The organism is Kribbella sp. (genome assembly GCF_035655035.1).
GTDB lineage: Bacteria > Actinomycetota > Actinomycetes > Propionibacteriales > Kribbellaceae > Kribbella.
The window spans coordinates 1-20623 of record NZ_DASRVN010000502.1 but is presented as its reverse complement, the minus strand read 5'-3'; the positions used below and the strand labels follow the sequence as shown (position 1 = coordinate 20623).

Sequence of the window (20623 nt, the reverse complement as noted above, 5' to 3'; positions counted from 1 at the left end):
CAGCGATCAGCAAGGCCTGCGCTGCAGCTCAAGGCGGATCCGCCGGATCAGTGCGACGGCCGCTTCACCTTTCAGGGCAACAAGAGACATCCGCTCGAACGCATCCCGGTAGGCGGTCGTCTGCTCCGGGTCGGTGATGTCGACCTTCGCGGTTTCGAGACCGATCTCGACCAGATCAGGTTCGTTGTTGGCACGCTCTGCCAGGATGCTCCAGGCGTGGTAGGAGAACGCGCCGAACGGGACCTCGAACGGGACGATGCCAAAATCGACAGTTCCCTCCGAGGCGAACAGCAGCAGTCTGTCCAGCTGACCGACCAGTGTGGTCATTGAAGCGATCGGCCAGCGAAGGGCTGCCTCTCCGATCAGGAATCGAAGGGTCGTCGTCGGATCGTAGAGCAGACTCTGGCGGGCCATCCGGGCTGCGACCGCCGCATCGAGCTGCGGGCCCTCAGGATGCGCAGCGGCGATGATTTCCCGAGCGTAGGCAGGAGTCTGCAGGAGGCCCTGGACCAGTCGCGGATGCCAGTCCAGGTGAAGCTTTCCGGTAGCTTCGAGGTTGGCTACATCCCGCTGCAAACGGGCAACGCCACCCCGTACCCGGCCATGCCACGGTGCCGGATAGATGTCGGTCGCGATCTGCTCCGCGAGGGCCGTGATCTCCTCGGTTCGCCCTTGGTCGAGTTGGCATGCGGCTGCCCACCGGCGGGCGAGTTCCGGTGCGACGGCGGATTGACCGAGTTCGACGCGGGACAGCTTCGACTGTGAGATGGAAAGCTCAGCCGCCAGCTTCTCGCCTGACGAGCCGGCCAGCTTCCGGGCAGCGCGCAGCAGCCCACCGAGCCTTACCTGATGGACTGCTGCCTCACTGGCGTACAGATGTGGTTCTACCGTCGGTCAACCCTTCAGATCTTCGATGAACTCCATCAAGGGCTTGGAGTGCTCCATCGCAACGTCGCGGTACCTCTGACAGGCGGCAAGCGCAGCAGGATCGTCGTCCAGCTCCCAGCCGAGTTTGACACCGGTCGACATGTTGTATCGGTACCAGACCACGGTGTCGTCGAACAACGCGAACTCTGACGGGATCTGCGCGAGGACAGGGTGAGCGTCACGAAGCGCGATTCGGACGTCCTGGCCGGCCCGTAGGTTGTTCGCCTGATACGCGGCGAACTCGTACCGAAGATAGTCGGTCAGTGGCAGATCTATGACGTGTAGCAACGTGTTCGAGCAGCCGGCCGCGATCTGATCGGCGACCTCCTGCCACTGCGCATCAGTTGACGGTCTGACCTGGCCGGTTACGCGCCACTCGGCGATGCGGTCGGCTTCGTCGGGCCAGTCGTAGACCTGCTGGAGCTCGATCCGGAAGATCGATCGTTTCGCGCCGTCGTACAGCTCGATCAAGGTGCCGCTGTCGAGCGGTGTGATCATCGTCCTGCCCGGATAGCGTCAGCTGCCTCGAGGAGCGTCTGGACCGGCAACCGTCCGAGGAGTTCGCCGACCGGAATCTCTGCGGGCGCGATGCGAGCCGCGCCATCGGGGGCTTCGTACAGCTGAACCAGCACGTCGGTCTGATCCACGTCGTCGATCCAGATGCGCGCACAGCCAGTCTTGTCGGTGGTGTTCTCTGCGTCTTCGTGAGCGATCAAGCGTAGAGCCACGAGGTCCTCCTGAGGTGTGGAGCATGCACGAACAGTTTCACCCAGCCACCTGGGTAGATGTCAATCACCCATATTGACCCATTGACAGTTGGGTAGAAATGGGTAACGCTGTCTTCGTCAACCTGGATCGGAAGGTGATTCGGTGATGAGCGATCCCAAGACCGGCTGGTCCGGGCGCATGTCCTCGATGGATCGAGTACTCACATTCCCCTGTGATCCGGCGCCTGGCTCAGTCATCCAGCACCTGTCCGACGAAACCTGCGATGGCGTTCACCCGGCCACCCATCAAGCGTGCGCACTAGGTCCGCACCGCGGGTGTCACCAGACCGTCGACGGCATCCATTGGCTCGATGATTGACAGACGCCGGTAAGGGCGTGCGTCGCCCCGAGCCAACGCCCTTTGTCCAGGTCGCCCCGTCTCCTGTGCATGACTCGGACGGGCGATCCCGCCCTTGCCGGCTCACGCAGCAGATCGGAGTTCTCTTCGATGTTCGCAGGACAGCAACTCGAACGCAGCCTCGCCCAGAAACTCTCGCTGACCACGAAGCCGGCGCACGCACTGATGCTCATTGCGATGATCGCGCCGACGGCCAAGGCTTGCGCAGCCGACGTACCCGCAGGTTCGCACTCCATCCACTCTTGCTCACCGAACTACACCGACGAAAACAAGCTCGGACGACTGTCGGTTCAGCAGAAGGGTCCAGGTAGTTCGATCCAGTGGGGTGCATACCCGAAGCTCCCGGCCGACCGCTACGTTGTCAGCATTCACGTCGATGCGAAGAAGGTCGACGGTAAGCGGCAGAGCTATCCACCGCACGGCTCGCTGCCGGCCAGGACCTGGGACAGGTCGAAGAATCGGTATGTGGCAACGTACAAGTCCGGTCAGATCTTCAGGATCACCGGAACCTCGTACAACGCCAAGGGAGCTGTCGTGCAAGAGTTCTACATCCGGTGCAAGCTAGTCTGACCTAGACCCGGGAGCTTGTTATGGACACCTCCACCGGCAGCGATACAGCCGCCGCGCAGGCGTTTGTTGCCGATCGACTGAACGCCGACTTCGCCGGCACCGGCCTGGCGGAGGTCCATTTCCAGGTCGATGCCGCCTGGACCGGGACACCTGGAGACGATCTCATTCTGGTCGCTGGTGGACATGAGTTTCCCCTTGCCGTCGAAGGTCGCGGCGTAGAGCGGGCCTGCGCCTTTGCGGCATACCAACTTCAGTCGGACGCAATGTCCGACCTCAACCGCCCATGGCCGGAAGTGGCCACCTCGCAAGGTAAAACTGTCGGCGTACTACTTGCTCCCGCCGAGGTCCGCGGGATCGCCGTCTGGGAGTTGGCCGGCGAACCGTTCTGTGCCGTCGGCCACCTCCACAAAGCCGTGGAAGCAGCCGGCTTGCACATCAAGTAGACCTACTCCCACTCTATCTTTTCTTTTCTCTATTCTTTCCTTGCTCTTTCCTTTGAAGTCTTCTGAATAATCCATTTACAAGATCCTCTCTCTTCTTCTTTCCTCCTCTCCCCTCACCTACTTCCCCTCCCTCACTCCTACATCGGTTACCGTTGACCGGTGACGACTGCTGAGGAGTACCGGCTGCTGGGGTTTTCGGAGCTCGATCGGGAGGCCGCCGAGGCGTTCGCGCCGGATCCGGCGGCGGTGAAGGATCTCGCCGACCAGCTCCGCGCGTCGGTCGGCAAGCTCGGGAGCGAGCCCGAGCCGCGGTTCCCCGAGGACCCGCGGAACTCGGTGCAGGCGTACCTGGACACCGTGCCGGACATCCGCCGGTTCCACGCGGAGCGCGGGATCCCGGACGAGATCAGCTGGGCCTCGCTCGCGGACCTCGGGCAGCAGCTCAAGGTCAACCGCCGTACCCACGGTGACTACGGCCTGGAGACGCACTGGTGGCTGCGGCACTTCTGGAACGGCCAGATCTACTCGCTCGGCCGGCTGCAGTACATGCTCTACGAGGTCACCGAGCAGGACCCGGTGCCGGGCGTGGAGATCGGCGAGTGGGTGATCGGCGTCCACATCCCGGAGACCGGCCCGCTGACCCCGGAGCTGGTCGACGACAGCCTGCAGCGGGCACGCGAGTTCTTTCCGCGGTACTTCCCGGAGCACCCGGTGCGGATCGCGACGCTCTGGTCGTGGCTGATCGACCCGTACCTGCTGGACCATCTCCCGCAGGACTCGAACATGGTGAAGTTCGGCCGCCGGTTCACGCCGTACGGGACGCCCGTCGACAGCCAGGACAGCGCGATCTTCTTCACGTTCCGTACGCACGGCACCGACCACCTGGACGAGCTCCCGCAGGACACGACCCTGCAGCGGCTCGTCGTCGGCCGGATCAAGGACGGCGGGACCTGGCAGAGCGCCTTCGGCTACCTGGAGCTATGACCGCGCGGGCACACCGTTCTTCGCGAGCCAGCTGGCCAGCTCCATGTTCGACACGCACCGTACGTCGGGCTGCTTGCACGTCTCCAGCACGAACTGCGTGAGCGCATCTGAGTAGACGCTGTTGTTCCAGTGGTTGAAGTGGTTGCCGAGGAACAGCGGCGGGTTGTCACCGGCCCGGGACTTGGCCAGCGCCTGCCGGTACGTCGCGAGCACCTGCGCCTTCATCGCGGGCGCCTGCGCGATCGGGGCCTTCTTCGCCTTGGTCTGCGAGTACCAGAGGTTGTAGTCCATCGTCAGCGTGGTCTTCTTCGTCCCCGCGAGCGTCACCGACTCGAGCGGGAAGACCCACACCCCGTTCTCCTTCTTCGGCCACGCGAGGTAGCCCGGCGCGGAGGCGTCGTACAGCATGCCGCGCCGCACCATCGCGGCCCGGTACGCGGCGCGGTTGCCCTCCAGGCACGGGGTCCGCATGCCCTTCACGGTCGACGGGTCGAACGGCGGCGCCACGGACTTGCCCGCGGCCAGCGTCGGCCCGGTGCGGACCATCCGGTCGAACGCGTTCAGCTCGGCGGTCCACTGCGCGGTCGTCCAGCGGCCGATGCCGTTCGTGCCGCAGAAGTGGCCGTTGGCGTGCGTACCGATCTCGTGGCCCTCGGCGATCGCCTCCGGGAGGACCTGGGCCCGGCCGAGGATGTTCGACGTGTCGCCCCACCCGATGTCGGAGGCGCCGGGCTTCTTGTACGGCGGTTTGTAGTCGGTGCGGTGGTTCTCCGGGTAGAGGTACGGCCCGGACAAGAAGAACGTCATGCGCGCGTTGACCTGCTGCGCGACGGTGCGCCAGTGTTTCCAGAGCATCAGGTCGCCGGCGCCGTCGAACGAGACCACGACGAACAGCGGCGGCTTCCCACTCGGCAGCCGCGCCGGGAACGACCGCAACACCGGAGCCGCGGCGGGCGGCTTCTGCCCTGGCGAAGGGCCGGCGGGCGTCGGGCTGGTCGGCGTGCTCGGGGTCGGCGTGCTCCGCGCCTTGGTGGCCGTGGTCTTACCCGGCTTCGGAGCGCCGGCCGGCGGTACGTCGGAACACCCGACGATCACCGCCGCGATGACCACCGCGGCGGCCGCGAGGCGCGGGAGCATCGGACACGACCTAAGCCTCACCACCTAGTTACTGACGCACGGAACACCGGGAAGGTTGGTCCGGGACACGCGGCCGCGCGGAAACCGGCGCGGCGATCGTTAGGCGCCTGTGACCTTCGCGGCGCGGCGCCAGTTCGCGATCCGGCGGACGGCCCCGACGACGAGACCGAGCGCTGCCGCCAGGCTCAGGCTGAACGCGAGCGCCTTCAGCTGGTCGTGCGCGAACGCGCCGCCGCCGAAGTAACCGACCAGGGAGACATAGGTGCAGGCGATCGTCACACCGAGAGCGGTGTAAGCGATGAACTTCTTGTACGAGTACCCGGTCGCTCCCGCGGTCAGTGTCGCGGCCATCCTGGCGCCGGGCAGATAGCGGACCGTCAGCAGGATCAGCCCGCCGCGCCTGTGCAGGGTGCCGGACACCCGCTCGTAGATCCGCTTGCGTCGCTCCTGGCGCGCCATCCACCGGTCCACCGCCGGTCCGGAGCCGCGACCGATCAGATAGCAGACGGACTCACCGATCAGCGAGCCGCAGAGCGCGACCGCGATCACCACCAGCAGGTTCTGCCGCCCGGCGGCCGCGGCCATGCTGGCGGTCACGACCATCCCCGAACTGGGGACGACCGGGAACACCGCGTGCACCATCATCGTGACGAAGAGAATGAGCAGCAGCCAGTGCGACGCCATCGCGATGCTCAGCAGGTGTCGCGCGACCTCCATCAACTCCGTCACCCGGAAAGGATGCCATTGCCGGTCAAGATCGCCGCAATCCCATCGAGGTCATTTCATCCGATGTTCAGAGGAACACCGGCAGTTCGCGGATCGCGTTCATCAGGAAGCTCGGGTGCCGCGGCGGGTCCTGTTCCGGTACGGCGAGCCGCAGCCGGGGGAACCGCTCGAACAGCAGCTCCAGCGCGATCCGCCCCTCCAGGCGGGCCAGTGGGGCGCCGAGGCAGTGGTGGATGCCGTGCCCGAACGCGAGGTGCGCGGAGTCCGAGCGGGTGATGTCCAGCTCGTCGGCGCGCTCGACCTTGCGGACGTCGCGATTCGCCGGCAGCAGCGCGAACACGATCACGTCACCGGCCTCGATCCGGCGGCCGGAGATGTCGATCGGCGCGCGGGCGACGTACGGGATCGCGGCCTGCAGCGGGCCGTCGTACCGCAGCAGTTCCTCGACCGCGGCGGGCAGTCGCTCGGGCTCGGCCTTGAGCAGCTCGAGCTGGTCGGGATGCCGAAGCAGAGCGTGTACTCCGTTACTGATCAGGCTGACCGTGGTCTCGTGGCCGGCCGCGAGCAGCAGGAACACCATCGAGGTGAGCTCGTCCTCGCTGAGCCGGTCGCCGTCGTCCTGTACGGCGATCAGCCCGGACAGCAGGTCGTCGGTCGGCGCCCGCCGCTTCTGGGCGAGCAGCTCGTGCACGAACTCGCGCATCAGCGTGATCGCCTCGACGTACTCCTCCGGGGTGTGCACGGCCGCGTTCACGAACACCGACGACCAGCGGCGGAAGTCCTCGCGACGGACCGCCGGGATGCCGATCAGCTCGCAGATCACGGTGATCGGCAACGGGTAGCTGTACGCGTTCACCAGGTCGACCGGTTCGCCCTCCGGCGCCGTCGCCATCTCGTCGAGCAGGCCGGTGGCGATCTCGCGGATCCGCGGCTCCAGCGCCTCGATCCGGCGGCGGGTGAACGCGGCCGTGACGAGTTTGCGCAGCCGGGTGTGGTCCGGCGGGTTGAAGTTCAGCATGTGCTGCTCGGTGCTCGCGATCAGGTCGTCCATCACCGCGTCCCGGTGCGGACCCTCCATCGCCGAACGCACCACGTCCGGATGGGCGAGCAGCTCGCGCGTCTCGGCGTACCCGGTGACGAGCTGGACCGGGACGCCCGTGAACATCGTGAAGCGCTGCACGGGTCCGGTGGAGGCCAGATCCTCGAAGCCCCAGTGCCGGGCGATTCCACTGGTTTCGGTGAACGGTTGCCGCATGCGGCCAGCCTACGTTCGGCCGGGAGCGAGGTGCTGGGCCAGCTCGGTGCGCGAGTGGATGCCGAGCTTCGCGTAGACCTTCCGCAGGTGGTACTCAACGGTCTTCGGGCTCAAGAACAGCCGGGCCGCGGCCTCCCGGATGCTGTGCCCGTCCGCGAGCAGTACGGCGATCTGTCGCTCCTGCGGCGTCAGCTCGTCCGCCGTGCTCGGCACCCGCCGTCGTGCGGTCTCTCCGGTCGCCTTGAGCTCGGCCGCCGCCTGGTCGGCCCACCCGTGTGCTCCCAGCACCTCAAAGCCCTCCAGAGCGAGCCTGAGCTGGGCACGCGCATCCACACGCCGCCGTACCCGTCGCAGCCACGCGCCGTACGCCAGCTGGGTCCGGGCCAGCTCAAAGGCGTCCAGCGTCTCCTCGTGCCTGCTGAGCGCCAACAGGAAGTCCGGCTCGCTCTCACCGGCCACGCCACGAGCCCGGGCCGCTCGCGCCAGCGACCACGGCTGCCCTTTCGCCGCTGCTAGCGCGGAGTGTTCGCGTACCACCCGCTGCGCGTCGTCCGGCCGCCCCAACCGCAGGTACACCTCCACCAACTCGGGCGCGGGCGACAGGTCCGGGTCCTTGAGACCGTACTCGGCCAGTACGTCGACCAGCCGCTCGTACTGCGGTAACGCGGCCGCGGGGTCGCCCCGTCCCAGTTCGAGGTCCCCGAGTGCGAACAACGACCACACCGTGCCCAGATAGATCTCATGCTCCGCACAGAGCTGCAGGCACTCCACAGCGAGGTCTTGGCACTGGACCCTGCTCTGGTGGGACATCAGCCACGCCAGACCGGCCAGGCTCATCGCCAGCTCGGTCGCTTGACCGGTCTCACGCGACAGCCGGATGCCCTCGTCGTACGACGCCTCCGCATCGGCCCAGCGATCGGTTGTCGCATCGTCGCGAGCCAGCACGAACAGCAGACCCGGTAACGTCCCCAGAGCGACCTGCTCGCGTCGCTCGACCATCGCCTGCTGCATGATCGTCCGGCCGATCCCCGTCTCCCTGAGAAACAACGCCGCGAGCACCATCCAGAGCTGGAGACGGCGGTCGCGGACCAACCTGGACGGGGCCATCGCGATCGCTGCCCGGAGCTGATCGGTCCCACCACCGCTTCCGGCGAGGACCTTCGCGACACCGCTCGCCAGGATGCCCACGATGCGCGGTCCCAACCGATCGACCGTGGGAATCAGCCTGTCGAGCTGCTGGGCCGCCTCCAGCCCGGCCGCGGTGTCGCACAGCCGGAAACACGCTCCGACGGCATCCGCGAGCAGTCCGGTCGCGACCGCGGGTTCCGTGGACTCCGCAGCGGCCGCGATCAGGATGTCGCGAGCCCGCCGCGGCGATCCGCACTTCATCTCGATGTCGCCGCGAAGCTCCAGCGCGCGGATCCGCACCCGCGGCGGCGGCTGCAGGATCAACGCATCATCCAGCAGGGCCTCCGCGCGCTCCGCCAGCCCGGCCAACCACGCCGCCTCACCGGCCGCGACCAGCCTGACCGCACGATCCGCTGCGGCTCGGCTCAGTCGCCCCGCGCGTTCGTACGCCGTCGCGGCGACCGCATGTGCGCCACGAGCAGCCGCATGCTCGGCCGCCAGGACCAGGCCGGCCGCCACGTCGTCGTCGGCGCCGAGAACAGCCTCGGACAGGTGCCACGCCCGCCGGTCCCGGTCAGGCGTGGTCAGCGCCACCGCGCGATGCGCCGTACGCCGATCAGCCGGGTCAGCGCTGGAATAGATCGCGGAGCGAACCAGTGGATGCCTCCACTGGACCTCGCCGTCGCGGATGGAGACCAGACCAGCCGCCTCGGCCTCCTCCAACGCGGCGACGTCGGCCCCGAGCTCCGCGCACACCCGTGACACCGCGCCGAGGTCGCAGTCGTCCATGGCGGCGACAAGCAACGCCGTACGTGCGTCCGCGCTCAGCTGGTTTGCCCTGCTGGCAAAGGCTTCCGCGAGCATCGCCGGGACCGGGACCGGCGCGCCTGGCGGCGTCCGGAGCAAACGGTCCGGGTCGTCGGCCAGCTCGAGCAGCGCCAGCGGGTTACCCGCCACGGTCCGGTGCAGATCCTCGACCAGGTCGCTCGGAAGGTGTTGCACGATCTGTCGCGCGGCCTCCAGCGGGATGCCCTCCAGTTCCAGCCGCGGCAGGTCCGCCTCGAGCGGGTGCGGCTCATGGGAACGTGCCGCGATCAGCATGACGATCGGGTCGGCCACCAGCCGACGGGCCGCGAACAACAGGGCTTCCGCGGACGGACGGTCCAGCAGCTGCGCATCGTCGACGATCAGCAGCAGTGGCGTGTTCTCGGCGTACCGGCAGATCAGGCTGAGGGTTGCGGCGCCGACAGCGAAGCGGTCCGCCGGGCTGCCTTCCTCAGGTGCGGCGCCGAGCGCCAGCGCCGCGGCGAGCGCCGACCGCTGCGGTGCAGGGATGCGATCGAGCCCGGCCAGCGCAGGCCGCAGTAGCTGGAGCAGTGCGGCGAACGGCACCTCACGTTCGGCCTCGGTACCGCGTGCTCGCAGGATCTGCAGTCCACCGGCCAGCGCGGCCGCCTCCTCCAGGAGAGTGGTCTTGCCGATGCCGGGTTCGCCGGTGACGAGCAGTACGCCTGCGGCTCCGACACGCGCCCCCGCGATCAGTTGCTCGATCACCCGGCGCTCCGCGTCCCGCCCGATGAGCATGTCTCGCAGTCTGCACCAGGAGCCCCACCTGATGCGATGGTCCGGGTCGGCTGCCTACGTTCGGCGTACGGACAACTCGAGGGGGAGAAGGAAATGACTGTCGCAATCGACACCGACAAACTGATGGGCTTCGTGTTCAAGGCCGTGGACGAGGTGGGGGCGACGCTGAACGCGGCGCTGGTGGTGATGGGTGACCGCCTTGGGTACTACCAGGCGCTGGCCGATCACGGTCCGGCGACGGCGGCCGAGCTGGCGGAGCGGACGGGCACCGACGAGCACTACACCCGCGAGTGGCTGAACGCCCAGGCCGCGGGCGCGATCGTCGAGTACGACGCGGAGACCGGTCGCTACACGTTGCCACCGGAGCAGACCGTGGCGCTGACCGATCCGAACAGCCCGGCGTACCTTCCTGGCTTCTTCCAGATCGCCCTTGGCACGCTGCAGCACACGACGGAGACGATCGAGGCCGCGCGCAGTGGTGCCGGAGTCGGGTGGCACGAGCACACGTCGGACGTGCACATCGGCTGCGAGCGGTTCTTCCGGCCGTCGTACAACGCCAATCTGCTGCCCAGCTGGCTGCCCGCGCTCGACGGCGTGGTGGAGAAGCTGCAGCGCGGCGCGACGGTGGCCGACATCGGCTGCGGGCACGGCTCGTCCACCATCCTGATGGCCGGCGCCTTCGCACGGTCGACGTTCATCGGCTCGGACTACCACCAGGGGTCGATCGAGACCGCCCGGCTCCGGGCGGCGGAGGCAGGCGTCGGCGACCGCGCGTCCTTCGAGGTCGCGGCGGCCGACCGGTTCAGCGGGTCCGGGTTCGACCTGGTGACGACGTTCGACGCCCTGCACGACATGGGCGATCCGGTCGGCGCGGCCCGGCACGTACGGGAGGCGCTGGCGCCCGACGGCACGTGGATGCTGGTCGAGCCGATGGCGGGTGACCACGTCGAGGACAACCTCAACCCGGTCGGCCGGGCGTACTACGGCTTCTCCACGCTGCTCTGCACGCCCGCCTCACTCTCCCAGCCGGTCGGACTGGCGCTCGGTACCCAGGCCGGCCCGGCGCGGATCCGGGACGTCACCAAGGCGGCCGGGTTCACCCGGTTCCGGACCGTGGCGCAGACGCCGTTCAACCTGGTCTTCGAGGTTCGCCCTTGACAGGACAGTTCACCAGTTGGTGAAGTATTGACTGTGCTGACGAGGACGTTCGGGGCGCTCGCGGATCCGACCAGGCTGGCGATCGTGGGCAGGCTGAGCCGCGGCGAGGCGACGATGGGGGAACTCGCCTCGCCGCACCGGGTCACGCCGCCGGCGATCACCAAGCACGTCCGGGTGCTCGTCGACGCGGGCCTGGTACGCCGCCGGAGGGTCGGGCGGACCGTGGTCTGCACGCTCCGGCCGGAGGCTGTCTCCGAGGTGGAGCAGTGGCTCGGCGACCTCACGGCGTACTGGAACAGCACCGTCGACCGGCTGGAAGAGCTCCTGCGGGAGGACGAGGATGGACACTGAGATCCGGATCAAAAGGGTGCTCCCGGCAACGATCACGCGGGTGTACGACGCGTGGACGCGAGCCGAGCTGCTGATGCAGTGGTACTGCCCGAACCCGCGGCTCGACCTGAAGGTGCGGGCCGACGTCCGGGTCGGTGGCGAGTACGTCGTGGAGATGGGGCCGCATGTGGTGCGCGGTACCTATCTGGAGGTGGCGCCGCCGCACCGCCTGGTGTTCAGCTGGAGGTGGGACGGCACCGACGACGAGCCGACCCGGGTCGAGGTGGAGCTTTCCGAGGTCGCGGAGGGGACACGGATGGTGCTCACGCACACTGCCTTCGCCAACGCCGAGGACGCCTCCAACCACCGGATCGCCTGGGACCCCGAGCTGGACCGGCTCGCCGACCTCCTCGCCTCCGTCGACGCCGGCTGACCACCGGTCCGGGTGGTCAGCGTTCGACGGCTCGGCCTCTGAGACGATCCAGGACGAGGACCAGCACAACGGTTGCCGCCAGCAACACCATGGCGTCGGCCGCCGCGACGAAGGCTTGACCGCGGTCGGTCAACGCGAAGATGCTCACGGGTAGCGTCCGCCAGGACGCCGGGTAGACCATGATCGTAGCGCCGACCTCGCCCATCGAGAGCGCGACCGACAATCCGGCGGCCGAGGCGATCGCCGGCAACAACATCGGCAACCGCACCCGCCACAACACCCGCGCCGCCGAAGCACCGAGCGACGCGGCGACATCGGCGTACGAGCGATCGATACGCTGCAACGCGGCCGCGACCGTTCCGTAGCTGAAGGCAACCATCAGCACGAGATGCGCGATCACCACGATCCACTTGGTCCCGTTCAGCAGGATCGGCTGCCGCGAGAACGCGACCAGCAACCCGAGCCCGACCACCACCGACGGTACGGCGATCGGCAGGTGATGCATCGCGTCCGCCAGCCGAGCGAGCCGGGAGCCGTACGCCGCCATCGCACCCCACGTGCCGAACACCACTGCGAGCATCCCGCCGAGGAACGCGGTCTGCAGACTCACCGACAACGAGGCCAGCTCGTCACCCGTCAACGCCTGCCGCAGATGATCGCCGGTCGGGTTCGAGGGCAGTACGCCGTTCCACGAGCCGGCGAACGCGGCCGCGATCACCACCAGGAACGGCAGCACCACGAGCAGTCCGAACACGACGGCGAACACCGTCCAGACGACCGCTTTCCCGGACCTAGTCCAGACGAGCACGACGACCTCCTCCGAGCGCGGTCCGCAGTACGGCGTACAGGCCGAGCGACAGCGCGATCTGGACGACGGCGATCACGCACGCGCCCGGGTAGTCGAACATCACGATGCCCTTGGTGTGCACGAGCATCGGAAGCGTAGTGGTGTTCTTCGCGCCGAGGAACAGCACGATGCCGAACTCGTTCAACGTGAGCAGGAGCGTGAGACTTCCGCCCGCGACCAGGGCCGGTCGTACTTCGGGGAGTACGACTTGCCGCAGTACACGCCAAGGGCCCGCGCCGAGGCTCGCCGCAACGTCAAGCTGCGCGCGCGGCAGCCGACTCATTGCCGCCAGCAACGGCCGCATCACGAACGGCGTGTAGAACGTGACCTCCGCGAGCACCACCGCCCACGGCGAGGTCAGAAACCCACCCGCCCGTAGGATGCCCGTACTCCCATAAATAAAGGTGAACGACAACGCGACCAGGAACGACGGCAACGCCAGCATCGTATCGACCAGGCCGGCGACCACCCGCGCCCCTGGGAACGGCACAAAACTGATCACCACGGCCAGGAACGTGCCCACGATCATGCAGCCGATCGTCGAACTGACCGCGATCTGCACGGTCCGCACCAACGCATCGCGAAACTCCACCGACCCGACCACCACACCCCACGCCGGCACCGATTCGACCGCCACCAACACCAACGGGTAAACCACCAGCACCGCAATCACCAGCAACGGCGGCACAATCCACAACCACTTCCCATCCCGCCGCCGCTCGTCGTTCACGACGACTGTGGTGCCCAGCGCCTCGACAGCCATCAGCCCGCCGCCACCAAACTGCACGCCTCCACCGGCAACACCATCGACACCGCGGCCCCGAGCTCAGGAACCACCCGATCCGCCGGTACGTCGATCCGCACCGATACGTCCGGCAGGCCGTCGACCGAGCAAGTCACCCGGTTCGAGGCACCCCGCCACTGCGCACCAACCACTCGCCCGCGGAGACCACCGTCGCCGAACCGGATCGCATGCGGCCTGATGCACAACAGGCTCTTGCCCGGTTCCGCCCTGACACCAGGCAGTTCGTACTCCGCGACCTTCACCCCGCCATCGAACGGCTCGACGGGCAGCAGATTCGCCCCGCCCAGGAACGAAGCGGTGAAAGCGGAGGGCGGAGCGGCGTACAACTGAGCAGCAGGCGCGACGTCAACCAACCGGGCGTCCCGCATGACAGCGATCCGATCCGCGAGCGCGAGCGCCTCCGACTGATCGTGGGTCACGTAAACGATCGCGACGTCCGGCACCTCCCGCCGCAACTTCTGCAGCTCGCCGAGCATGTCCGCACGAAGCTGCGCGTCAAGCGCCGCCAACGGCTCGTCCAGCAACAACACCGGCGGCCGGATAGCCAGCGCCCGCGCGATCGCCACCCGCTGCTGCTGCCCACCGGACAGCTCCCGCGGAAAACGTGTTCGGAAACCCGCCATCCCCACCATTTCCAGCATTTCCGTGACCCGCGCCGCCACCTCGGCCTTCGGCTTGTGCGCCGCCTTCAGCCCGAAGGCAACGTTTTCCGAGACCCGCAGATGCGGGAACAACGCGTAGTTCTGCACCACCACCCCGATCCCCCGCCGCGCCGGCGGGAGATCGGTGACGTCCTGACCGCCGAGCCGGATCCGCCCGCGCGACGGCCGGACGAATCCGGCCACCGCCTTCAGCGCGGTCGACTTCCCGGACCCGGACGGCCCGAGCAACGCGACCGTCTCACCGGCCGCGACGCTCAGGTCAAGTCCTTCCAGCGCGCACGTACGGCCGAAGTACACCGTCACGTCCTCGAGCTGAACCGTCATCCCACAGCCTTCGTGTACGCCGCGACGTCGGCGTCCAGGTCCGTCAGCACCGCGGCCCAGTCCGGCTGCCACACGTCGACCCCGGCGGTCGCCTTCTGCACCGACGTGAAGTTCGCGTCGGCCGGCTTCACGTCGTCCCGAGCGGGCAGCCCGAACGCGTCCTTCGAGATCGTCTGCTGCGCATCGGTCGACAGCAGGTACTCCATCAGCTGCTTCCCACCATCGGCGTTCGGCGCGCCCGCACCGAGCCCCATCACATACGGCAGCGCCAGCGTCGTACGCTTTCCGTCCTTGGTCGCCGGGAAGAAGATGCTGAACGCCGACTTGTCGTTCGCGATCGACGCCGCGTTCATCTGTACGTCGCCGTTCGCCACCAGCAGCTCGCCCTTGCTGACCTTCGGCTGCAGCTTGCCGGTCGAGGCGGACGGACCGACGTTGTTGGCCTCCAGCTTCTTCAGGTAGTCGAGCGCGGCGCCCTTGCCCAGCAGGTGCTGGAGCAGCAGCAGTACGGCGGTGCCGTCCCCGGCCTGCCCCGGCGTCGAGTACTGCAGCTTGCCCTTGAACTTCGGGTCCAGCAGATCGTCGAACGTCTTCGGCGTACCGGCCTGGGCGTTCGCGATGAAGCACAGGTAGTTGTCGACGACCGTGACGTAGTCGTCGCCCTTGACGCCCTTCACGTGGTCCGCGCCCGGTACGGCGTACTTCTGCAGCAGCCCGTCCTTGTCCGCCTTCTGGATGAAGGGCGGCAGCGTGACGACGACGTCGGCCTGCGGGTTGGACTTCTCCTTCTGCAGCCGCGACACCACCTCACCGGAGCCGGCCTCGACGGTCTGGACCTTGATCCCGGTCTTCTGGGTGAACGCGTCGAACCTGGTCTTGTACCAGTCGGCGAGTCCGTCGGCGGTGTAGACGGTCACGGTCTTCGTACCGCCGGTGGACGCGGCTCCGGTCCCGCCACAAGCGGCGGCGACGGACAGTACGAGCGTGGCGGCGAGCAGGGTCTTGAGTGCCTTCACTTCTCCAGCCTTCGATCGAGGAGCAGGCCGGGCAGGTCCCGGACCGACTCGAGTACGTGCGTAGCGCCCGCGGCGGTCAGCTGTTCGTTGCCGTGGGCACCGGTAAGGACGCCGGCCACGATCCCGGCACCGGCCCGGATCCCCGTCGTCATGTCGTAAGCGGTGTCCCCGGCCACGGCCACGTTCTGGACGCCGTCGGCGCGCAGTTCGAGCAGCGCCTTCAGCACCATGTCCGGGTACGGCCTGCCGCGGCCCGCCTGCGCCGGGCAGAGAGTGAGGTCGGCCAGCTGCTGCCAGCCGAGCGCGGTGAGGATCCGGTGCTGGGTGGTCTCGGAGAACCCGGTCGTCAGGCAGACCTTGATCCCGGCGTCCCGGAGCTGCTGGATCGCGTCCGCCGCCCCGTCGATCGGCGCCAGCCCGTCGTCGATCAGCTCGCCGTACGCGGCCTCGAACGCCGCGTTGGCCTGCTGCGCGGCGTCCTCGGCACCGAGCAGCGCCCGGAACACGGTGATCTTGGACTCGCCCATCGTGGCGCGGACGTGCGCGATCATCTCGTCGTACCGCGGCGTCCCGGATTCGATGCCCTGGGCCCCGATCGCCGCGGTGAACGCCCGCTCGACCAGCCCGTCGTCGGCGACGGTCGTGCCCGCCATGTCGAGTACCGCAAGCTGAATCATCGTGTCACCTCACCGTCGGACGCCGCGCGAGCGCCTTCGATCGCGTCGAAACTCGCCTCGGCGATCGCCGGCGACATCGTCATCCCGCGTCCGCCCGGTCCGGTCACGAGCTGCACGCCCGCGGCGACCTCCCGGCGTACCACCACCTCGTCGCTGGTGGCCTGCGAGTACACCCCGGCCCATCGCCGGGTGATCGCGGGCAGCTCACGTCCGAGAATGCTCTCGACCACCTGCTGCAGGTAGGCGTACGGATCACTCTGTACGTCGAACCCGAACGGCTCGTCGTACTCGTGGGTGTCGCCAATGGTCAGCCCACCGTGCGTGCGCTGCACCATCAGCAACTGCATCCTGTGTTCTTCGGCAACCGGCGTTTGCGGCGGCAGCTCGCCGACAGCAGGTCCGTTGAACGCCGGGTAGTACCGAAAGCTGTCCCCGTCCGCGACCGCGGTGGTCAAGGTGTCCTCCAGCGGCGCCGTCTGCATCATCTGCAGCCGCACCCGCCGTACCGGGAGGTCGTCGGTCAGCTCGCGGATCAGCCCGCCGTGCCACGCGCCCGTACAGAGGAAGACGAGATCTCCGGCATGTACGTCGCCGTGGTCGTCGACGACCTCGCCCGTACGGACGTTTCGTACCTCACGCCCACCGAGGAACCGGTACCGCCCGGACTTCTGGAGCTCGGCCCGCAGCGCCGGAAGCACCTCGCGCGGTTCGACGATCACATCCCGCGCACACCACAACGAACCTTGCAGCTCACCCTTCAGCGCCGGGTTGCGCCCGCGGGTCTGCTCGGCGTCGAGCACCTGGAACCCCCGCGCCGCCGCATCCGGCCGAGCCGCCGCCTCCTTGGCGACCGCGAGCTCGGCGTCAGTCCGGCACACCGTCAACGACCCGGCGGCCCGGAGACCGACCCCCGGCACCTGGGCCCACAGATCCCGCGCCCGCTGCGCCAACTCGACCTCGGCACCGTCCGCGCGACCGCTGACCCAGACCAGCCCGAAGTTCCGCACACTCGCACCGCGCGCCTCGAGTTCACGCTCGAGCTGCAGCACGTCGTACCCGCGCCGTACCGCCTCCCAGGCATGGAACGTGCCCAGCACGCCACCACCCACCACAACCACCCGCACGCCCGCTCCTCTCGTCGGGACCAAGATTGGTCCGGACCAATGAAGCAACCGTGCGCCCCAGCCGTCCTCCGGGTAAACCCCAAACGAACAGTTGTCCCGCGAGCGCGGGCGGGTGTGCGGGGGTCAGGTGGTCAGGGGCGGAGGGTGGCGCGGAAGCCCACTCGGTCGCCTCGGTAGAGGGAGCGGACCGATTCGATGGGGCGGCCGGTGGTGTCGCGGCTGTTGCGGTGGAGCAGGAGCATCGGGAGCGACTGGGTGGCTTTGAGGAGCTCGGCCTCGCGTGGGGTGGCGATCACGGTCTCGACCAGTTCCTCGCCTTCGCCGAACTGCACACCCAGCTGATCGGTCAGGCAGCGGTACAGCGAACCTGTTGGCTCCAGTACCTCGCGCAGCGTCGGGAAGCGGGCGACCGAGAGGTACGTCGTCTCGAGCCCGATCGGCTGCCCGTCCGCGTGCAGCACCCGTTCGAGGCGGTGTACCGGGTCACCCTCGGCGATCTTGAGCTGCTCCGCGAGCTCGGCGTCCGCCACCACCTCGTCGAACGCGACCACCTCACGCCCGGGTGTGTGCCCCTGCGCCCGGAGCGCCTCGGTGTAGCTGACCAGCGCCAGCGGCTGCACCAGCTTCGGCGTCGCGACGAACGTCCCCTGCCCCTGCCGGGCCCGCAGCCGGCCGTCCGCGATCAGCTCCCGGATCGCCTGCCGCATGGTCCACCGCGACACCCCGAAGTCCTTCGCCAGCACCCGCTCGGGCGGCAACGCGGCACCTTCCCCCAGCCGCTCCACCACTTCCACCAGCCGGGTCTTGACCACGAAATGCAGCGGCTCGCTCACCCCGCCGACAATAGTCCAGCCAAGGTCCCAGCCCACGCACACAAAACTCGAGCCCCGGGCGGCAACCCGGGGCTCGGTCGCGTCTGGTGGTCCAGCGCCGTAGCGAGCATGTGCTCGGTGCGGTGCCTCGGCGTGCTGGAGTGAAGGCCTCGATGTGGTTGCATCGTGGCCTTTGCTCCAGTACGGCGAGGTGCCGTGCCGAGTGCAGCGCAGTAGGCGATGGGCCGCCAGACGCGACCTCGTCGGATGGATGGACAGTTGGCGGAACTCAGCTGCCGGACTTGCGCCGGAACTGGCGCTTCTGCTTGTCGTTGTGCGCTTCGCCGACTCCCTGGCCGCGCGCCCCGCTCCCCGGGTGCGAGTGGTTGCCGGCGTTCTTCTTCTCGAGCGCTTCCCGAAACTTCTTCTGCAGATCGTCCGCCGGCTCGCTGGACTTGTCGCTCATACCGTCTCCTTCAAACCGTAGGCGTACGCACCCAACCTAACCGAGGGTGAGCACCCGCCGCGAGTGAATACCGCCCTGTGAAAACCTCCGGCCCAGCAAGACGCCGCGCTGTTAGGTTCGTCGTACCGCCGAGGGAGGGACACGGACATGCTGGTGAGCAACGAGGCGCTGCTCGGGATCGCCCTGGTCGAGCTGGGCCTCGTGATCGTCCCGGGGCCGAACATGATCTACCTGATCTCCCGCTCGATCGCGCAGGGCCGCCGGGCCGGGCTGGTCTCGCTGGCCGGGGTCGGCGTCGGCTTCCTCACGTACTTGCTCGCGGCAAGCGCCGGCCTCGCGACCCTGTTCGCGCTGGTCCCCGAGATCTACCTGACGCTGAAGCTGGCCGGCGCGGCGTACCTGCTCTGGCTCGCCTGGCAGGCGTTCCGCCCCGGCGGTACGTCGGTGTTCGCCACCCAGGAGCTGGAGCCGGACCGCCCGCGCAAGCTGTTCGGCATGGGCCTGCTGACCTGCCTGCTGAACCCGAAGATCGCGATCCTCTACATCTCGCTGCTCCCGCAGTTCCTCGACCCGTCCCGGGGGCATGTCGGCCTGCAGAGCCTGATCCTCGGCCTCGGGCAGCTGACCGTCGGCGTGGTGATGAACGGCGTCTTCGTGATCACCGCCGGATCGGTCGCGGTGTTCCTGTCCCGCCGCCCGACCTGGATGCGGATCCACCGCTACCTGACCGGTACGGCGCTCGCCGTCTTCGCGCTCCGGCTCGCCACCGACCGCGCCCGCCCACTCGCCACGCACTGAAACTGTCGGCCCCGCCGACTACGGTCGCACGGGATGACAGATTTCGTTGCCTCCTCCGTCGAACGGCTGGTCACCGCCTGGAACACCGCGCCGGTCGCCGCGCTCGTCGCCGAGCGCGGCCTGCCCGAGATCACCGCGGAGTACTTGCGCGACACCTTCGCCTGGCCGCCCGCCGAGCAGGCCACCCGGGCGTTGACCGAGCACTTCGCGTCGGCCCGGTTCGCCGACGAGGTCGAGTACGGCGTACTGCTCGTCCCCGACCCGTCGAAGCTCGACACCCGCCGTCCGCTCCCTCGCGAGCTGACGGCGCCGGACGTGTTCGACGAGCGCCTACCGGCCGGCGTCGCGCTGCCGGGTGATGCTCCCTGGAGTCTGGTGGTGACTGTGATCGGGTCGTACGGCCCCTCCCTCGGCAGCTACCACCAGATCAAGGCGTCCGACGATTTCGTGGTGGACGGGCAGGACACCCGCACGTGGATGACCCGGCAACTGTGGGGCGCCCGCGTGCTGCAGTGCGGAGCGACGCCGCCGGACTGCGAGCACAACGAACGCTGGACCTTCACCCTCTTCCCCGGCGAGGAACTGGTCGACGGGCAGGCCGAGTCCGGGACAGTTCTGAAGGGCAAGGTCCGGTTCCGCCTCGGCAAGCCGGATCGCGGGATCGGCTCGGCGCGGGTCGCGCCTGCAGTGCTGGTCTAAATCGTGTGCGGCGCCGTGGCCTCTCGCGGATACTGCTCGGCGTGATGCACGAGGGTCAACTGGACGTGACGGCCGAGCTCGTCGAAGGGCTGGTGAAGGAGCAGTTCCCGGAGTGGAGCGCGCTCGCGATCCGCGCCGTACCGTCGCACGGGACCGTCAACGCGCTCTTCCGGATCGGTGAGGCGCTGGTCGCCCGGCTTCCGGTCCTGCCCGGCGACGCGGCGATGATGCGGCAGGAGCTCGAGGACGAGGCGGAGGCGGCGCGGCGGCTGCGCGCGATCTCGCCGTACCCGACACCGGAGCCGGTCGCGATCGGCGCGCCCGGACCGGGTTATCCACAGCCGTGGGCGGTGCAGACCTGGGTGGACGGGAAGATCGCGTACGACGCGGACGTGGCCGGCTCGACGGCGTACGCGGAGGATCTTGCGCGGTTCGTGCTCGCGCTCCGGGCCGCGCCGACCGAGGGCCGGGTGTTCCAGGGGACCTGGCGGGGCGGGATTCTGACCTCGCAGGACGAGTACGTCGCGGACGGGCTGGAGCGCAGCCGCGGGATGATCGACGTGGACGGGCTCGCGCGGTTGTGGGCCGATCTG

The 20623-nt window shown here is 68.3% G+C and carries 24 protein-coding genes and 1 pseudogene; 9 read left to right on the top strand and 16 right to left on the bottom strand.

Features of this window, described 5'->3' with window-relative positions:
• Positions 1–6: 6 nt before the first annotated feature.
• The 4 genes and pseudogenes from VFF46_RS27520 to VFF46_RS27510 all read right to left on the bottom strand — a co-directional run bounded on the left by VFF46_RS27520 (position 7) and on the right by VFF46_RS27510 (position 1655).
• Entirely contained in the window at positions 7–576 is a 570-nt protein-coding gene (locus VFF46_RS27520; protein WP_325040126.1) for a DUF5753 domain-containing protein, read from the bottom strand.
• Between the two features lie 93 nt (positions 577–669).
• Positions 670–831, bottom strand: a pseudogene (locus VFF46_RS40655) (helix-turn-helix domain-containing protein); the annotation flags it as partial.
• Positions 832–894: 63 nt separating this feature from the next.
• Positions 895–1425 (bottom strand): DUF6879 family protein, encoded by a 531-nt coding sequence (locus VFF46_RS27515; RefSeq protein WP_325040125.1) that lies wholly within the window; start codon positions 1423–1425, stop codon positions 895–897.
• Positions 1422–1655 carry a hypothetical protein gene (locus tag VFF46_RS27510; RefSeq protein ID WP_325040124.1) on the bottom strand — a complete coding sequence of 78 codons (234 nt, stop codon included), beginning with the start codon at positions 1653–1655 and terminating at the stop codon, positions 1422–1424. The genes VFF46_RS27515 and VFF46_RS27510 overlap by 4 nt, the downstream gene beginning before the upstream one ends.
• A gap of 487 nt (positions 1656–2142) precedes the next feature.
• On the opposite strand from VFF46_RS27510, the gene VFF46_RS27505 reads away from it, so the two are divergent.
• From VFF46_RS27505 to VFF46_RS27495, 3 genes are all read left to right on the top strand, one after another.
• Positions 2143–2622, top strand: coding sequence for a hypothetical protein (locus VFF46_RS27505; protein WP_325040123.1), 480 nt, complete (start codon positions 2143–2145; stop codon positions 2620–2622).
• A gap of 20 nt (positions 2623–2642) precedes the next feature.
• Positions 2643–3065 carry a hypothetical protein gene (locus tag VFF46_RS27500; protein WP_325040122.1) on the top strand — a complete coding sequence of 141 codons (423 nt, stop codon included), beginning with the start codon at positions 2643–2645 and terminating at the stop codon, positions 3063–3065.
• A gap of 159 nt (positions 3066–3224) precedes the next feature.
• Positions 3225–4049, top strand: a complete 825-nt coding sequence (locus tag VFF46_RS27495; protein WP_325040121.1) for an acyltransferase domain-containing protein — start codon at positions 3225–3227, stop codon at positions 4047–4049.
• Here the strand turns inward: VFF46_RS27495 and VFF46_RS27490 are convergent.
• From VFF46_RS27490 to VFF46_RS27475, 4 genes are all read right to left on the bottom strand, one after another.
• On the bottom strand, positions 4044–5186 hold the full coding sequence (locus VFF46_RS27490; RefSeq protein ID WP_325040120.1) for a hypothetical protein: 1143 nt from the start codon (positions 5184–5186) through the stop codon (positions 4044–4046). The genes VFF46_RS27495 and VFF46_RS27490 overlap by 6 nt on opposite strands.
• A 99-nt stretch (positions 5187–5285) precedes the next feature.
• Entirely contained in the window at positions 5286–5915 is a 630-nt protein-coding gene (locus VFF46_RS27485; RefSeq protein WP_325040119.1) for a DedA family protein, read from the bottom strand.
• Between the two features lie 64 nt (positions 5916–5979).
• Positions 5980–7167 carry a cytochrome P450 gene (locus tag VFF46_RS27480; RefSeq protein WP_325040118.1) on the bottom strand — a complete coding sequence of 396 codons (1188 nt, stop codon included), beginning with the start codon at positions 7165–7167 and terminating at the stop codon, positions 5980–5982.
• Between the two features lie 9 nt (positions 7168–7176).
• Complete coding sequence (locus VFF46_RS27475) at positions 7177–9879, bottom strand: helix-turn-helix transcriptional regulator (protein ID WP_325040117.1); 2703 nt, start codon at positions 9877–9879, stop codon at positions 7177–7179.
• Between the two features lie 93 nt (positions 9880–9972).
• On the opposite strand from VFF46_RS27475, the gene VFF46_RS27470 reads away from it, so the two are divergent.
• Genes VFF46_RS27470 through VFF46_RS27460 form a run of 3 tightly spaced genes read left to right on the top strand, consistent with a single transcriptional unit; the run spans position 9973 to position 11800 of the window.
• Complete coding sequence (locus VFF46_RS27470) at positions 9973–11037, top strand: class I SAM-dependent methyltransferase (protein ID WP_325040116.1); 1065 nt, start codon at positions 9973–9975, stop codon at positions 11035–11037.
• A gap of 33 nt (positions 11038–11070) precedes the next feature.
• Complete coding sequence (locus tag VFF46_RS27465; protein WP_325040135.1) at positions 11071–11388, top strand: metalloregulator ArsR/SmtB family transcription factor; 318 nt, start codon at positions 11071–11073, stop codon at positions 11386–11388.
• Entirely contained in the window at positions 11378–11800 is a 423-nt protein-coding gene (locus tag VFF46_RS27460; RefSeq protein WP_325040115.1) for an SRPBCC domain-containing protein, read from the top strand. The genes VFF46_RS27465 and VFF46_RS27460 overlap by 11 nt, the downstream gene beginning before the upstream one ends.
• A 16-nt stretch (positions 11801–11816) precedes the next feature.
• On the opposite strand, the gene VFF46_RS27455 is transcribed toward VFF46_RS27460, so the two are convergent.
• The 8 genes from VFF46_RS27455 to VFF46_RS27420 all read right to left on the bottom strand — a co-directional run bounded on the left by VFF46_RS27455 (position 11817) and on the right by VFF46_RS27420 (position 18533).
• Positions 11817–12608 (bottom strand): ABC transporter permease, encoded by a 792-nt coding sequence (locus VFF46_RS27455; RefSeq protein WP_325040114.1) that lies wholly within the window; start codon positions 12606–12608, stop codon positions 11817–11819.
• Entirely contained in the window at positions 12592–13410 is an 819-nt protein-coding gene (locus tag VFF46_RS27450; protein WP_325040113.1) for a 2-aminoethylphosphonate ABC transporter permease subunit, read from the bottom strand. The genes VFF46_RS27455 and VFF46_RS27450 overlap by 17 nt, the downstream gene beginning before the upstream one ends.
• A complete protein-coding gene (locus VFF46_RS27445; protein ID WP_325040112.1) occupies positions 13410–14438 on the bottom strand; it encodes an ABC transporter ATP-binding protein in 1029 nt (342 codons plus the stop codon). The genes VFF46_RS27450 and VFF46_RS27445 overlap by 1 nt, the downstream gene beginning before the upstream one ends.
• The gene (locus tag VFF46_RS27440; RefSeq protein WP_325040111.1) at positions 14435–15454 is read right to left on the bottom strand and encodes a 2-aminoethylphosphonate ABC transporter substrate-binding protein; all 1020 of its coding nucleotides are present in this window, start codon (positions 15452–15454) and stop codon (positions 14435–14437) included. Before VFF46_RS27440 ends, VFF46_RS27445 begins: the two co-directional genes overlap by 4 nt.
• Complete coding sequence (locus VFF46_RS27435) at positions 15451–16131, bottom strand: phosphonatase-like hydrolase (RefSeq protein ID WP_325040110.1); 681 nt, start codon at positions 16129–16131, stop codon at positions 15451–15453. Before VFF46_RS27435 ends, VFF46_RS27440 begins: the two co-directional genes overlap by 4 nt.
• On the bottom strand, positions 16128–17255 hold the full coding sequence (locus VFF46_RS27430; RefSeq protein WP_325040109.1) for a TIGR03364 family FAD-dependent oxidoreductase: 1128 nt from the start codon (positions 17253–17255) through the stop codon (positions 16128–16130). Before VFF46_RS27430 ends, VFF46_RS27435 begins: the two co-directional genes overlap by 4 nt.
• A gap of 131 nt (positions 17256–17386) precedes the next feature.
• Positions 17387–18088, bottom strand: a complete 702-nt coding sequence (locus tag VFF46_RS27425; protein ID WP_325040108.1) for a GntR family transcriptional regulator — start codon at positions 18086–18088, stop codon at positions 17387–17389.
• Positions 18089–18356: 268 nt separating this feature from the next.
• Positions 18357–18533, bottom strand: coding sequence for a DUF5302 domain-containing protein (locus VFF46_RS27420; protein ID WP_325040107.1), 177 nt, complete (start codon positions 18531–18533; stop codon positions 18357–18359).
• A gap of 147 nt (positions 18534–18680) precedes the next feature.
• On the opposite strand from VFF46_RS27420, the gene VFF46_RS27415 reads away from it, so the two are divergent.
• From VFF46_RS27415 to VFF46_RS27405, 3 genes are all read left to right on the top strand, one after another.
• Entirely contained in the window at positions 18681–19331 is a 651-nt protein-coding gene (locus VFF46_RS27415) for a LysE family translocator (RefSeq protein WP_325040106.1), read from the top strand.
• A gap of 33 nt (positions 19332–19364) precedes the next feature.
• Positions 19365–20030, top strand: coding sequence for a hypothetical protein (locus tag VFF46_RS27410; RefSeq protein ID WP_325040105.1), 666 nt, complete (start codon positions 19365–19367; stop codon positions 20028–20030).
• 44 nt (positions 20031–20074) lie between these two features.
• The coding region (locus VFF46_RS27405; protein WP_325040134.1) for a phosphotransferase at positions 20075–20623 on the top strand (549 nt) is incomplete at its 3' end.

Coding starts and splice junctions, on each gene's coding strand:
- VFF46_RS27515 (WP_325040125.1), bottom strand. CDS start 1,425: ATGATCACACCGCTCGACAGCGGCACCTTGATCGAGCTGTACGACGGC.
- VFF46_RS27505 (WP_325040123.1), top strand. CDS start 2,143: ATGTTCGCAGGACAGCAACTCGAACGCAGCCTCGCCCAGAAACTCTCG.
- VFF46_RS27500 (WP_325040122.1), top strand. CDS start 2,643: ATGGACACCTCCACCGGCAGCGATACAGCCGCCGCGCAGGCGTTTGTT.
- VFF46_RS27490 (WP_325040120.1), bottom strand. CDS start 5,186: ATGCTCCCGCGCCTCGCGGCCGCCGCGGTGGTCATCGCGGCGGTGATC.
- VFF46_RS27480 (WP_325040118.1), bottom strand. CDS start 7,167: ATGCGGCAACCGTTCACCGAAACCAGTGGAATCGCCCGGCACTGGGGC.
- VFF46_RS27475 (WP_325040117.1), bottom strand. CDS start 9,879: ATGCTCATCGGGCGGGACGCGGAGCGCCGGGTGATCGAGCAACTGATC.
- VFF46_RS27470 (WP_325040116.1), top strand. CDS start 9,973: ATGACTGTCGCAATCGACACCGACAAACTGATGGGCTTCGTGTTCAAG.
- VFF46_RS27460 (WP_325040115.1), top strand. CDS start 11,378: ATGGACACTGAGATCCGGATCAAAAGGGTGCTCCCGGCAACGATCACG.
- VFF46_RS27450 (WP_325040113.1), bottom strand. CDS start 13,410: ATGGCTGTCGAGGCGCTGGGCACCACAGTCGTCGTGAACGACGAGCGG.
- VFF46_RS27445 (WP_325040112.1), bottom strand. CDS start 14,438: ATGACGGTTCAGCTCGAGGACGTGACGGTGTACTTCGGCCGTACGTGC.
- VFF46_RS27435 (WP_325040110.1), bottom strand. CDS start 16,131: ATGATTCAGCTTGCGGTACTCGACATGGCGGGCACGACCGTCGCCGAC.
- VFF46_RS27420 (WP_325040107.1), bottom strand. CDS start 18,533: ATGAGCGACAAGTCCAGCGAGCCGGCGGACGATCTGCAGAAGAAGTTT.
- VFF46_RS27415 (WP_325040106.1), top strand. CDS start 18,681: ATGCTGGTGAGCAACGAGGCGCTGCTCGGGATCGCCCTGGTCGAGCTG.
- VFF46_RS27410 (WP_325040105.1), top strand. CDS start 19,365: ATGACAGATTTCGTTGCCTCCTCCGTCGAACGGCTGGTCACCGCCTGG.